The following is a 12,754-nucleotide window of genomic DNA, read 5'->3' on the forward strand; positions in this document are numbered from 1 at the left end:
TTACAAAACGGGTAGTATGTAGGAACCAATAATCCAGTCCACCTGCGTAGGTACGTCCTTGCGTTCATCGGCCCGGTTGTCAAACCAGCGACCAATCAGTAGGCGAACAGCCTGGTGAATGTCGGCCGGAACAGCCTCGTAGGCGTAGCCAGCGGTATACGTCACTCGAATACCCGTTACGTCTGGAATCCGGGGAGTATCGAAGAAAACGACTTCACCAGTTACCTTCCAGTAATAAGCGGCTTCGTTTAGCTCGGTCCACGCATGATTCCCTTTTATCTGGTATTCGACTTTGGAAACCGCCGTTACGTTCAGCGAATGCAGAATCAGCTCCCCGCAAAAACCATCCCCATAGCCGTAATACTCCCGCGAAAAAATGGGCTGCTTACAATGGGTTTCGATCTTGGCCATGGCTGACAGAATCAGCGACTCGGTTGTATTGAAATCCACTGTACTGCCCCGGTCAACCCGAATCCATTCACACCCAAGCGCTACATCAATGCAGGGTTCGAGTGGTTGAGTCGGGTCTTTCAGGCGGGGCGTGAGCATTATTTTCTACGGGGATTGCGTCTTACGGGTGCGTTGGTAACAGTGGCCGTTTCAGCTGGAGGGTTAACAACAGCTGACTCCGTTGATGACTGATCAGGCGTTGCCGTTTCAGGAGTTGACTCATCAACTTTAGACCCGTCCGCCGTTTCTGACTCATCAGCCTGGTCGTTGTCCTGGTCCTCAGCCTGATCATCCTCAGTTTCAGCCTCGTCCGAATCATCCAACTGATTCTCATCGGTCGATGCCGCTGGAGTGACCACAACGGGTTTACCCTCGGCATCAATTTCAATGGCTAATCCGTGCTTCACCAGATCAGCCCCTACGGTAGGGTCAGCTTCTTCTACCACCTGTTTAGGTTGATAGGAGAAGTTGGCCCCACCGCAGGATTGAAGAATGAACAGTCTCATCTTAGCTGGCTGCGTGTTGCAGGAACTTAACGGCGTTGGCGTTGATTAACCGGGCATCCGTCCGCATGAAGCCGACGTAAGCCGTTTGATTGAACTCCGCAAAACGCTCCGTTAACCGGATGATCAGCGGCTGAGCCACGTTCCGGATGATGTATTTGCTGAAATCACCGAAACCAACCGATTTAGCGCTGGCACCTACATCCGCTAGATCATCGTTGACCACGTATTGATACCCCCAGATGCTTTCAGGTGTACCTTTCTGCATATCACCCATCGACCAGATGTAGCGGCCTTCCGAATCTTTCAGCTTCCGGACAGCGGCCAGCGTCAGGTCATTCAGGGTGTATTTACCATTCTTACGGTAGGCCCGGTTGATCGAGTGCAACAGATCCAGCAGGTTATCCGAGGTGATAGCTGTTGCCGCTACGTTTGTAGTAAACGTACCCGCATCGATGATGACGCCACGCGGTTTGCTGCTTCCATCAGCCTTGGTGTAGTGCTCATTCTGGATACGACCAAAGCGAATACCCATGGCCTCGGTGATCAAGGAACCCAGGTTAAAGGCCGAATCCTGAATCAGGGCGTTATCCACCTTGATCACGTCCGACGTATAGGTGAAGGCTGCCAGTGTTTTGTTGCCAAAGCCCAGATCCGTGGAACCCGTAGTGGCATCGGTACCCGATGACAACAGACGACCTTTAGTCGACGTATCATCCAAGGTTGGCCAGTCAACAGCGGCCCCGGTACCGGTGCCCCAGATGCGGCCCAGTTCCAGCATGCCGCCGTAAGCGATCAGCGCCACTTCGATTTCATTACTGAATTCTTTAGGCACCAGATAGCCCCCAGCAGCGCCTGAACCAGCACTTTGCGCGCGGGATTCAGCACCGCCTTCAACGGCTTTCTGGAATCCACCCAGCGCCCGTTTTTCGGCTTCCGATAGTTCGGTGTGGCCATAGCGTAGATACGCATCAAAGGCCTGACGGTGGGCTGTTTCGGCGTTCGCTTCTTCGGTCTTACCGCGTTTTTCGGCTTCCACTTTTTCGCGGGCTTCGACCACCGAACGTTCATTGGCTTCCTCACGCTGAAACACTTTGATTAACCGATCGATATCTTCAATATCCTGATCGTGCTTATCAAACGCACTCCGCTCCTCAGCGCTAAAAGAGCGGCCGTTTTCGGCCTCAGCCTTGTCAATAATCGAACGCTGCTCAGCGACGATCCGCCCTTTCTTTTCCTGAAGGGACTTGAGTTTGTCAAACATGATGTAAAGAATTACGGTGGTTACGATTTTTAAGAATGTACCATTCCAGAGACCGCTTCTCTGGCTGGTTATTATCGGTGGGATTGGACTCTTCTTCTGCCGACCGGATTTCGGCCGCTTCGCCGGTTTCATCGGCCTGGCGGTCCTCATCGGTCGTTGCTTCCGGTGTCTCGGATTCAGCAGGCTTCTGGATTTCAGCCAGTACCTCTTCCATCCAGCTTTGGGAATACACCAGATCACTCAGCCGGCCAGCGGCCAGCCGCTTAACGGCTACATTGGTCAGGCCCGGAATGGCCTTGGCCACAAAATCAATCTGGGTTTTGATCTGAGCGACCAGACCCGTTAAAAATGCCTGATCCGAATCGGACAGGTCGGCTTTCTTCTGCGCCGATAGATACAGCGCCCGCGTATCGGCTTCCTCTCCGCCCATGTAGGAGCGCGTTGTTGCAGCCTCCACGCCAATTTTTGTTTGCAGGTATGCCGCCCGGGTAACCAGGGATAGATCCATCAGTTTGGTGATTTTCTCCACGTAGCGATATAGTACGTCGTCTTTTACTTCCCAGCGGTCCTTTGCTACGTAAAACTTGAAGCTCATGCCCCGGATATCGCCCCGTTGGACCCAGACTTCACAATCATCGCCAATACTATTTTCCGGCTTCAGGATACGGACATCAACGCCCGTATCAGAAACAGCAAACGTGAGCGTTCCCGAATAATTAGCCCCTAAAAGTCGGTTTTCGTCATGATTGAAAACCGCTAATACTTCCGATAGATCCGTATCCTCATCGATTGCACCGGGCAGAATCACCTCCCGAAAAACACCCCGTTTTTGATCGTACAACGGCCGCGATGGCTGATTGAAGACGATCCCGGTACCGACAAAGAACTTGCCGCCACCTTCCCCCTCAGAACGGGTCTCTACCGTGAGATTCGTCTGAAAAAAACGCTGTTCAACAGTTGTGGTTGGCTTGCTCATGCTTCGGCTGGATTTTCATTGGTGGGTACTTTACCGGATTTCTGCGACCGGCCTGGTTTCGGTGGATCGGCCTTTTGGCCCATGTGGGAGCCGGGCAGTACCCGCTGCATGTTCATCTGTGCGTAGGTATCGTCCAGTCCTTTTTTCCGGTTGAGGTTATTGCGTTGGCGGATTTCGTTGGGTGTAATCGACCCGGTGTCAAACAGGGCTTTTATCTTGGCTGCTTCCGCAACCGAATCCCCCCGTAAGAGGAAATCGAAATCAAACACAATGATTTTATCGGCCTTCTGATCTTCCGCGATCAGTTTGCGTTCAAACTCCTGCCGGAGCCGTTCGGTCCAGGGGAGAATCGTATCGGTGATAAACTCTTTGTTCTGGTGCTCAATGTTGTTGTTTGTCGAGCGATCCAGCTTGCCGATTTTATGCTGAGGGACCGAATACATGCGGGCGATATCCTCAACCTGGAAATTTCTGGTCTCAATAAACTGGGCATGGTTCGGCGGAATGGTAACCGCTTTATAATGCATTCCCTGTTCCAGAATCAGCGGCTTATGGGCATTATTTAAACCCGCCTGCCGGTCGGCAAACTGCTTGCGTAACCGGTCGATAGCGCCATTGTCTTTAAAGACATTATCCGTTTCCAGTACACCCATACCACCGGCACCCTGCCCGAAAAAAGCAGCACCAAACTGCTCGGCAGCCAGTGACAGACCAATCCCTTCTGCGAATAGCTCAATGGGTGATTTACCGATTACGCCGTTAGACCCCAGATTGCGAATGTGAATGATGTCCCGCTTGTGGACAATCTCACCAAACACATTGTAGTACAAGTAGCGAATTCGGCCCGCATTCATGTAAATCGGCGCACATTCACCCGGTTCGAGGAAACGCAGCCCAATCGGCTTCATGTACTTGTCGCGTTCGATCAGCGCGTACCCGTTGCCGTGCGCTAGTGCCGAGGCCACCAGAATGAAGACGAAATCAAACCAGTTCATGCACTCATCCGGCCCGTAGACGTAGAGCTGTTGGAGCGCATCTTCTTTGTCCAGTTCGCGGCCCAACTCAGTTTCCAGATAAACGCCCATTGGCAGCATGGCCAGCGTATTGGCAATCCGGCTGATACAGGCATACACGGCACTGACCCGCATGGCCGTTTCGGGTGTTACTTTGACGCCGGCCGCAACCGGTATTCCATAAGCACCGAATAAATCACTCCATGAGGTCATGGAACCCAGCGGTACAGCCGGGTTTTCGAGGGAAGCAGAACGCTGTTCAGACTCTGAACGGTCTTGGGTATACGCAGATGGCGCATCCGATCCAACTGAATTAGTTGCACCGGTTATAAAACTCCATACCCGCTCTCCGAGTCCTGCCATTACGTCCTGTTGGAATGGCGCGAAATTGACGCAAGGGCGAAAGGTGTTTTATAAACGCTCGTTAATAAAACTCTAACTTTTAAAAGTGCGACCGGTCGGGTAGTATCTCCCGAACGCGCTTGAGCCGACTCCGTACGGTACCCAAGGGAACCTGTGCATCCTCGGCAATCTCTTCGTACTTGAGTCCATCCATACGCAGAATGGCCACCTCATGCAGCACTGGGTTGGATTGCTGGATAGCGGCCCGAACATCGGATTTCATCAGTTCGAAAATGCCCTGATTCTGCGAACTATGATTGAGCAGGTTGGCTTCGTACAGACTATCGGTTGCATCGATCATGCGGGCGAACTTCTTGAGACTGTGGTACTGGGTCACAAACAGGTTGTACGTTAGCGTCGACAGCCAGCCCTTCAAGTGACCGCCACTGAATTTATCTTCGTTGGTAATGGCCAGTATAGCTACATCCTGCGCTAGATCCTTGGCCATCTCCGGATCTGCCGTGTACTTGAAAGCAACCCGGCGCAGAAATGACGTGTGATCCGCTATTGTATCCCCCAGCTTTTGGTTTTCATGAGTCCGTACGGTATTTGGAGAGAACGACATTGAATGATTCCCGATCGCGGTACCGACGATCATTAAACAGACGGCAATACATCTGCTCGGTTGCTTCGTACGCTGCGGTTTCCAAACCCGCTTTCTTTCGGGTTGCAGGCAGGATGTTCCGCTGTTCCTGGTAGACTTCCATAAACCCGCTGACGCTTTTAAAATACAGCAGAAGATCAACCAGATCCCCCAGTGTACCATCCAACTGGAGCGACGACAGCGGCCGGGCTGGATAGTATAACTGAGCGAACCGGATCAGTCGACGGGCTTTCGATTCGAGGGGCGTTTGAAAATTAGTCAAGGTACGGTAGGTGTTAGCGTTTGATACAGTTGGCAATCGCAGTTCGGGGTATATGCAGGAATTTTTGGCGGAGCCTGGAGCCTACCAGCTTTAACTGACCGTTGACAGAACGCAGATCAGCACCCAGCCCGAACGTACTCAGCACGACATACCGAATAGCCGGTGTTTGGTCGTCAGTGTACTCCAATTCGACAAAACGGCCCTCGATTTCGTAGGTAAAGGGGATGATTTGGCCTGCTGTGGGGAGGTAAGGCACCCGGCCAAGGGGGTCATTCTTCTTTTTGAAGAAAATATGAGCCTCGCTGGTACCGCATGATAATATTAGCGAGTCGCCAGGGCGAAGTTCACAAAGTTGAGAATCAGTCACAGTTACGGTAGATTTCCCCGAAATTGCGGAGAATCAACCGGTTAGAAGGGGCCAAAATGGCCCAAAATGGAAACAAACAAGCCATGTTAGCGTTACTGGGGCACCACTTCTAGTAAAGCAGGCTGTAATGCTGCCTGATTCACTAATGGCTCAAGCCCAAATTCCCTATTAAATTTAAGTTCTCTAAACTATAACTTATATTTTTTATTAAACCTAAAATATGGTTTATGCTAATTTCATTTACCCCAAAATCAGGACTTTGATTGAATTTCTCATTAACTAATTCATAATAACTACGTTTACCGTCATACTGATTCTCTTTATTCCAGCCAAGGTTTATTGATATTCCTCTCCCAAAATTAGTCGACATAGGAAAATCGAAAATACTAATGTGTCTTGACTGATATCTGTTAATACTTTCATCTGATTTTATTTCACAAAATAATTTTGATGGATTATGAATTGAACCTAAAACATGAGAAATGGGCAACATCGCCTTAATAACTGAAGGTATGTCCTCCTTCAAGATCAGTTCTTTCCCGTTGTCACTCCTACTTAGTGCCACCATTAACCTTTTATAGTCACCAATTATTGAAGTTAATATTTGAATCACCTTTAAAAATGGAAAATCTACATTATTAATAATAAAACTTTCAACTCCTTTATGGACAGGAAGCATATATCTCTTGTCCCAAATCATGTTATTTCCTTGAGATTCCCTTGAATTTATTACAGTTATTGGGCCTTCATAAATCAAATCTATTGCCGGATCAAATTTGAAAGGACCAAAATGGAAAGGGCGTATTTTAGAGATCCGTTCATGCTTAGTAATGCTTCTAACGGATATTAGTTTATTTCTTACCCAGTAAGCCAATATGATGCTCAGTGTAACAAGACTATTTTCATCCAAGTCAGCAGTAAATTCATTCCGGCAATATTCTGCTATTGCAGCTTGATTATCAAAATGAAAGATATCTGTCGAATAGAATTTCTGTATGTATCCTTCGAAATTAGCATTTGCACCATACTTGTGCTCAAATATATTTTCTATATTATCAATACTACATACTATAATTATTTTATCGAAACCGAATTTGTTTTTTCCATTGTAAGAATTGTTGTGGACGCTCAAAATATTTAAAATTCTAAATATATGTTCAGGATCAAGGCGGTCAAAGTCATCAATTATTAAAACATTCTGTCGATCGACCTTTTTCTTTAACTTGAATTTACTTTTAAGCGTCTGTAGCCCTAACCTTATAGTTTGCGTAATAATATCATCTTCGAAAATAGATCCTTTGAATTCTGTATGAGACAATGAATATGTTAATAATGTATTATAGTGGTTTTGGTTTTTTGTTTCTTCTTTTTTTTCCAAGCATCATATTTCTCTTTAGCCTCAATACTTTTTAAAATCATATCTGCACCCTGTTTTGCTATTTTAACGTCAGTTGCTTTAATAATTTCAAAGAGTAACCTACTTGCCTCAAGTGGCTTACTTTTTAAGTATTGTCTTACATAATGGCTTTGAGTAAATTTTTTAGTCTCATCAGTTTGTAGCTCATCACAGGAAATTAATTGCTGAGCGATATCAACTTTGATGTATTCAAAAATATCTTCATTCTGCCCTACAACATATTTTACGGGTGATAGCCAAAATGGATAATAATCAATGTTTTCGTTAAAAAATTGCTCTAAAAAATACGTTTTACCGAACCCAAACTGCGCTGAAAATAGAATTTGCTCATTTTCAGGTTTTGCAATATGATCGGCGAATACTTGGCTTGGCCCTATGATGTTAATTTTCATTGATGTGGTTTGTTAGAATTCCTCTTAAAATTAATACTACCAAGAGTTACTAACGAAACCAATAAGATGATATTAAAACCGCTTATCATGAAATTTGACTTAAATCCGCTTTCGACGTAGCCGCTTCAAACTCGTCATTGACATTTTGACCTGAATCGGGCAATCTTCAACGGCTTCCTCCAAAATATCACGTATACTCCGGCCGATCATGCGTTTTTGCGCCGGTAAAAAGTAATTATCATAAAAAAATCGGTGAATGGTAGGTTTGGTGCTCATAGCTCAATGAAGCCGCGCTCGTCGTAGACGTTGGCCGGGTTGTTTTTCTGGTCATCCTGATACACCCGCAGCGCGTTGATGGCCGCAATCAGGCCGTCGATTTTCCCTTTAGCCCGCTTGGAATCTTTGGTTAGGCGGATACATTCGTTATTACCTGATATCTCCACAGCATTGGCCGTCTGCCAGCGCATCACCGGATCAAACCCATGGTTGAACCGGCCTTCCATCAGCGAATACTTCAGCAGTTTGGTTGGCTCCGACAGTTCGTTGATGGTCTGGGGGACCATCAGCATCTCAATACCAAATTCCTCCAGATTGGTAGCCAGGTTCCCAATGTTGTGCACGTCGTAGCCGATCGCCGTCATCGGAAAATCAATGAATAGCTCTTTGATATGTTCCTCGATTACGTTGTAATCAGTGACTGTGCCTTCCGTTTCGATGATATAGCCGTCTTCAATCCAGTCCAACAGGGAAGCTAACCCCTTGTCAATGCGGTTGGCAACGGTGTTTTTCGGGATAAAATGCCACCAAAAGGCGTCAAATTCTTCTTTTCCTTCCTCGCAGTCTTCGCGGGGAAATACCAAGGCGAAGCTGCAAAAATCGTCCCGTTTGGCCAGATCCAGCCCACCAAAACAGCGTTTGTGCTTGAAATCTTCCAGCTCAATTTCACGGCCACCGGCCTGATACACCTCATCTTCAATCCAGGCAGATTCAGCATCTACCCACATATTCAAATTGAGGGTTTTAAAGGCTGAAAGGGCCTTAGCTCCCCGTTGCGTTGCCTTTTTTAAGGCTTCAGCCATATCATCCAGCCGCAGGAGATGACCCAGCATCGGATTTGCCTTAAACCAGTTGGCTGGATTACGCCAGGGCGCTGCTTTACTTTTGCCGTCTTTTTCTTTGATATCTTCCTCGTCGAGCGAGAAAATCAGCACAAACACAGCATCGTTTTCAAGTATTCCCTTGGCAATCGGGATGTAGAAGTTTGCTTCTGCCTGAAAGCAGGGACCCGCTTTATCTTTTCCCCGCGTGGTGACAATATCCATGATCGGATCTGATGTCTTGATCAGGCCCGTTTCCAGTTTTTCCGGCATGTCTTCATTTTCGAATTCGTGGAATTCGTCAATGATGGCATACGTTGGCCGGGTACCGTCGGCCGTCTTGGGATTTGACGTAAGGAAACTAAACTTGGACTTACGGCTGGGGTTGTAGAGGGTTTCGGCGCTGGCCTTCAATACGTCATGCAGTTCAGGCGAAAACTCCAGCATGTTTTTGGCATCCAGGAAGGCAATCTTCGCTTGGTCTTCCTTCGTGGCCGATACGTAGGCTTCGGCCTTAAACGGGCCATCCACTGTCAGGTGATAAAGGACGGCTAATGATTCGAGGGGCGTTTTGCCATTGCCCCGGGCGCAGGATTTATACTTGGTTCGGAACCGTCGACGGCCATCGTTTCGCTTCCAGCCGTAGAAAACATAAAGCTCCCAGACCTGACAGGGCGCCAGCTTGATGGGGGTTTCCGGGGCGATATTGATCAGTTCGGCAAAATCCAGAATTCGCTGGCCAGCCTCGTGGTCAAACCATATGTTTCGTTTGTGCCCTTCCTTTAAATCCTTCCGTTGCCGTTCAATTGCCAGACGTAGCAACTTACCCGACGGTATTTTGCCGGATAGGATATCATCTTCGTATTGTTTGGCAATCGGATTATAGGTGGTCACTTGGCTCGATCAATCAGTTGTTGAATTTTCGTTTTGGCTTTCTCAGGACCAACGGGTGATAATTTCCGGACGGTAGCCGGATCTAGGCAAAGCAGTTTTAAGGTCTGCTGCGCTTTATCGAACGCCTTATCCGCCAGGGTCGCGTACTTGGTAATGCCCTCGTATGTAGGCTGCCCATCACTATTCTGAAATTGGACAACCCAATCTTCATGTTCAGCCAGTTCCCGAAACCGGAAGGAATCGGATAGATAAGCACAGTACAATTCAATCCAGTCCAGCATAATCGGCCGGAGCATGCCCAGATTGAAGAGTTCTTCACAGACGTATTGCCACTGGTATTGAGCGCGTAAATCGTCAGCAAATCGTTCGGGTGGATCTGGAATCTGGGCAAGCAGGGTCACCGGCTGACCTCCGGCTTGGATAGCCCGTTTTCGATCCTGTCGAAATGTACCCTGAAGCTCTTTTTCTTCGTCTGATTTGTGGGGTCTTCCTGCTGAAGCCATACACGTACTAATGGCGTTATGTAACTAAAATTTCAAATTCGTTCGTAGGGGTATTTTCGGCTAATTTTGACACCGATTTTTCTTGCCAGGCACAACGGTTTAGCTAGCGCGATCGGTGAGGATTTACCCGGCCCCTCCCCTTGGCGTTGTTTTATCCTACTTGGTGCTTGTTTCTTGTACTTTTACCATAGTCTCGCATCATTATAAATAATCGAATGTCTTTGATAATAATGCAGATTGTCTGCCTCATGTCGGGCTCATGCCTACGCTTTAGGCATAGTCTTAAGTCTTCCTTTCTCTGCTGGATGACCTGATCGGCAATAGATAGTTCATTAGCCATGTAAGTCCGTCATGTTATGCACGTTTCGCAATAAATCGTTTTATCTCCTTTTGAGCCCACAGTAAGAAACAGGCATATAGATACAGACTGCCCCAATACGCCATCATATACAACCATAGGCTTACATAGTAAAGCGTTAGGGTGCTGAGTAGCCAGATTACGTATTTCGTATTTGAGGTAGCGATACCGACAAATACAAATAGAAGTATGAGGTAGCCTATTGCTTTCTTCATAGTCATACGGGCCGGTTGGTGTCAGGCTGGGGCCGTGGTGGTAGGGGCTTGGCATGATCCGTATCAATATGCTCTAATACAGCATCGATTACATCAAGCAATTCCTCTTTCGATTTAGGCTCAATGTTGGCGCAATTAAAACTGAGGTGGGTGCTGTGGCGGTGAATGGAGAGTTCCATTGGTTTTAATAAATAAATGGTTTTAATGAATTCGCTTGATCCATTTGCTTTTTGAGCGTAGCTCCATCAACCCAGATACGTGGATTAGGCATGATAATCTTTTGCATCTGTTCAGCTGGGGCAACAACCTCACCACTGAACTTGGCATCATTATCATTGCCGATAGGCGTTACTTCTTTCAAAACGGCTCCAGCTGCGAACAGCGAACCAAGAAAATCCCTACGTTTCATTCGTATCGGTTTTGTCGTTTGCCCAATTCTCCATTTGTTTTAAAAGTGCTTCGGACCTGCTGTTTAGATACTGAAACCAAGGATCATCCATTTTTAAGTAGATGAGAAATTCTTTGCTCATCATCCCCTCCAATAAAGCCTCTGCCTGCATAAAGGCTTCTGCTGATAAGGGTGCTGTCATCCCTCGATGTTGAGATGGCATCTTGTAAGGTTGTAGGCAGGCTGGAAAGTTGGCGAACGTATCCGACGTAACGCCAGAGAGAACGCCCGTAAACGGCTGATCACTTTTGCTTGTTAAGCTCATCGGCTATGTACTGACGAAATCCTTTTTTATACTTTGGCTTGAAATGCGACTTAATCCACGCCGTTACATATGCGGATTGCTGAGTAGTCAAATACGCTTTTGCCTCTGAGCCAAACCAGATATATTCTGATTCAATAGCGGTATAATGATCATCAATGTAGCGATAGGCAGACGTGCCATCATCATGCACTTGCCACTGTTGAGGATGTCGTTTTAAATCCCGAACAATAGCGGCTCCCAGCAATGAATCAGCCTTAATCTGCTCTCTGGTGTAGTTCGCTGGATAGACAACTACATTTTCGATTTCATTCAAAACTTTATTCATTACGCTGGATTGCGTAACGACATTACCATTACTATTCTGAATGGTAATGGATGACATGGACTGATGCTTGGACTGGCAGCCGATGATCGATAATAGTGCAATGAGGAGAATACTTGTTTTCATGATTAGTTGCTGCTGGGTTTAAAAATCTGATTCTGCAAACAGCGGGTTAGAATATTCAACTCCTCGACTGTTCCAAAAAAGACCGTACCATCATCAGCCTGAAGACTGACCTGTACGGTTGCTGGAGCGCTGTGGATACGTTGACAAAGCTCATCAACCGCATTGGCATCGGCAGGACCAGGCTGATCAATAGTCACCTTGGTGTTTTTATAGGTATAGGTGATCTTCATTATTGAACAACCCTCTTTTTATTAACCCTGTAACCTGGTACCGTTATCGTGTCAGGAGTAGACTCATCTTCTGGAGCATCACTGGGTACGGCTACGTTTTCCGTAGAATCAGATGCCATTGGTGATTCTTTCTGATCATCCCCATTGAGCACTACCCAAGCGTTGCCGGCTTTGGTAGTCACTTGGATTTCCTCTTTCGGTTTGAACAGATCCGGATTTTCGATAACCCGATCACAGGTACGTTGGATGATCCGTAGGACATCATGCGCGGCATCAATAAAGCCTTGCTGTTTGTAGCGTTCGTAATCAGTGACTAGCTGGTGAAGCAAGTTTGCTTCTTTGGCAGGCATTGGCGGAGTATGGGTTCCGAAACTCATAGTTGCTTAGTTTTCTACCTCTTCAGTCAATGATTGGACACGGTAGGTAGTATTATCTCTATCGTATTCATAGCTCACTTTGCCCTTACAGGTAGTCAGGTAAACCGACTCGCTACCATCGAAAAAACGGTACACCTTACAGCCATCCACCTCAAATAGATAGGACAGCTGGAAGTTGGGATTATTGGTGTTTTGATTTTTGATTGGCTTTTCTTTACAGCCCAACAGCAGTAAGACAAAGAGCAGAAGATTAATGGTTTTCATAAATG

Annotated in this window: 20 protein-coding genes; all 20 read right to left on the reverse strand. The window is 47.0% G+C overall.

Annotation, left to right across the window (positions count from 1 at the left end; all coding sequences use genetic code 11):
- Positions 1-549: a head-tail connector protein gene (locus LN737_RS19525; RefSeq protein ID WP_405511504.1), complete on the reverse strand. Its 549-nt coding sequence runs from the start codon at positions 547-549 to the stop codon at positions 1-3.
- Positions 549-956: a hypothetical protein gene (locus LN737_RS19530; RefSeq protein ID WP_405511505.1), complete on the reverse strand. Its 408-nt coding sequence runs from the start codon at positions 954-956 to the stop codon at positions 549-551. Before LN737_RS19530 ends, LN737_RS19525 begins: the two co-directional genes overlap by 1 nt.
- Before the next feature lies 1 nt (position 957).
- The gene (locus LN737_RS19535; protein WP_405511506.1) at positions 958-2,217 is read right to left on the reverse strand and encodes a phage major capsid protein; all 1,260 of its coding nucleotides are present in this window, start codon (positions 2,215-2,217) and stop codon (positions 958-960) included.
- Positions 2,210-3,193: an HK97 family phage prohead protease gene (locus LN737_RS19540; protein ID WP_405511507.1), complete on the reverse strand. Its 984-nt coding sequence runs from the start codon at positions 3,191-3,193 to the stop codon at positions 2,210-2,212. The genes LN737_RS19535 and LN737_RS19540 overlap by 8 nt, the downstream gene beginning before the upstream one ends.
- Positions 3,190-4,569: a phage portal protein gene (locus tag LN737_RS19545; RefSeq protein WP_405511508.1), complete on the reverse strand. Its 1,380-nt coding sequence runs from the start codon at positions 4,567-4,569 to the stop codon at positions 3,190-3,192. The genes LN737_RS19540 and LN737_RS19545 overlap by 4 nt, the downstream gene beginning before the upstream one ends.
- A gap of 79 nt (positions 4,570-4,648) precedes the next feature.
- A complete protein-coding gene (locus LN737_RS19550) occupies positions 4,649-5,206 on the reverse strand; it encodes an RNA polymerase sigma factor (protein WP_405511509.1) in 558 nt (185 codons plus the stop codon).
- Positions 5,139-5,474 (reverse strand): hypothetical protein, encoded by a 336-nt coding sequence (locus LN737_RS19555; RefSeq protein WP_405511510.1) that lies wholly within the window; start codon positions 5,472-5,474, stop codon positions 5,139-5,141. Before LN737_RS19555 ends, LN737_RS19550 begins: the two co-directional genes overlap by 68 nt.
- A 13-nt stretch (positions 5,475-5,487) precedes the next feature.
- A complete protein-coding gene (locus LN737_RS19560) occupies positions 5,488-5,841 on the reverse strand; it encodes a hypothetical protein (RefSeq protein WP_405511511.1) in 354 nt (117 codons plus the stop codon).
- Positions 5,842-5,983: 142 nt separating this feature from the next.
- Positions 5,984-7,219, reverse strand: coding sequence for a hypothetical protein (locus tag LN737_RS19565; protein WP_405511512.1), 1,236 nt, complete (start codon positions 7,217-7,219; stop codon positions 5,984-5,986).
- Positions 7,168-7,650: a hypothetical protein gene (locus LN737_RS19570; protein WP_405511513.1), complete on the reverse strand. Its 483-nt coding sequence runs from the start codon at positions 7,648-7,650 to the stop codon at positions 7,168-7,170. The genes LN737_RS19565 and LN737_RS19570 overlap by 52 nt, the downstream gene beginning before the upstream one ends.
- Before the next feature lie 99 nt (positions 7,651-7,749).
- Positions 7,750-7,926 (reverse strand): hypothetical protein, encoded by a 177-nt coding sequence (locus LN737_RS19575; protein ID WP_405511514.1) that lies wholly within the window; start codon positions 7,924-7,926, stop codon positions 7,750-7,752.
- On the reverse strand, positions 7,923-9,641 hold the full coding sequence (locus LN737_RS19580; protein ID WP_405511515.1) for a terminase large subunit: 1,719 nt from the start codon (positions 9,639-9,641) through the stop codon (positions 7,923-7,925). Before LN737_RS19580 ends, LN737_RS19575 begins: the two co-directional genes overlap by 4 nt.
- A complete protein-coding gene (locus tag LN737_RS19585; protein ID WP_405511516.1) occupies positions 9,638-10,144 on the reverse strand; it encodes a P27 family phage terminase small subunit in 507 nt (168 codons plus the stop codon). Before LN737_RS19585 ends, LN737_RS19580 begins: the two co-directional genes overlap by 4 nt.
- Before the next feature lie 575 nt (positions 10,145-10,719).
- Entirely contained in the window at positions 10,720-10,896 is a 177-nt protein-coding gene (locus tag LN737_RS19590) for a hypothetical protein (RefSeq protein WP_405511517.1), read from the reverse strand.
- Positions 10,897-10,901: 5 nt separating this feature from the next.
- Positions 10,902-11,126, reverse strand: coding sequence for a hypothetical protein (locus LN737_RS19595; protein WP_405511518.1), 225 nt, complete (start codon positions 11,124-11,126; stop codon positions 10,902-10,904).
- Positions 11,116-11,307: a hypothetical protein gene (locus tag LN737_RS19600; RefSeq protein WP_405511519.1), complete on the reverse strand. Its 192-nt coding sequence runs from the start codon at positions 11,305-11,307 to the stop codon at positions 11,116-11,118. Before LN737_RS19600 ends, LN737_RS19595 begins: the two co-directional genes overlap by 11 nt.
- A 100-nt stretch (positions 11,308-11,407) precedes the next feature.
- A complete protein-coding gene (locus tag LN737_RS19605; RefSeq protein ID WP_405511520.1) occupies positions 11,408-11,878 on the reverse strand; it encodes a hypothetical protein in 471 nt (156 codons plus the stop codon).
- 2 nt (positions 11,879-11,880) lie between these two features.
- On the reverse strand, positions 11,881-12,108 hold the full coding sequence (locus LN737_RS19610) for a hypothetical protein (RefSeq protein WP_405511521.1): 228 nt from the start codon (positions 12,106-12,108) through the stop codon (positions 11,881-11,883).
- On the reverse strand, positions 12,108-12,458 hold the full coding sequence (locus tag LN737_RS19615; protein WP_405511522.1) for a hypothetical protein: 351 nt from the start codon (positions 12,456-12,458) through the stop codon (positions 12,108-12,110). Before LN737_RS19615 ends, LN737_RS19610 begins: the two co-directional genes overlap by 1 nt.
- Before the next feature lie 33 nt (positions 12,459-12,491).
- On the reverse strand, positions 12,492-12,749 hold the full coding sequence (locus tag LN737_RS19620) for a DUF4884 domain-containing protein (RefSeq protein ID WP_405511523.1): 258 nt from the start codon (positions 12,747-12,749) through the stop codon (positions 12,492-12,494).
- Between the last annotated feature and the right edge of the window lie 5 nt (positions 12,750-12,754).

It is taken from the genome of Spirosoma sp. KNUC1025 (genome assembly GCF_045160025.1).
Taxonomy (GTDB): domain Bacteria; phylum Bacteroidota; class Bacteroidia; order Cytophagales; family Spirosomataceae; genus Spirosoma.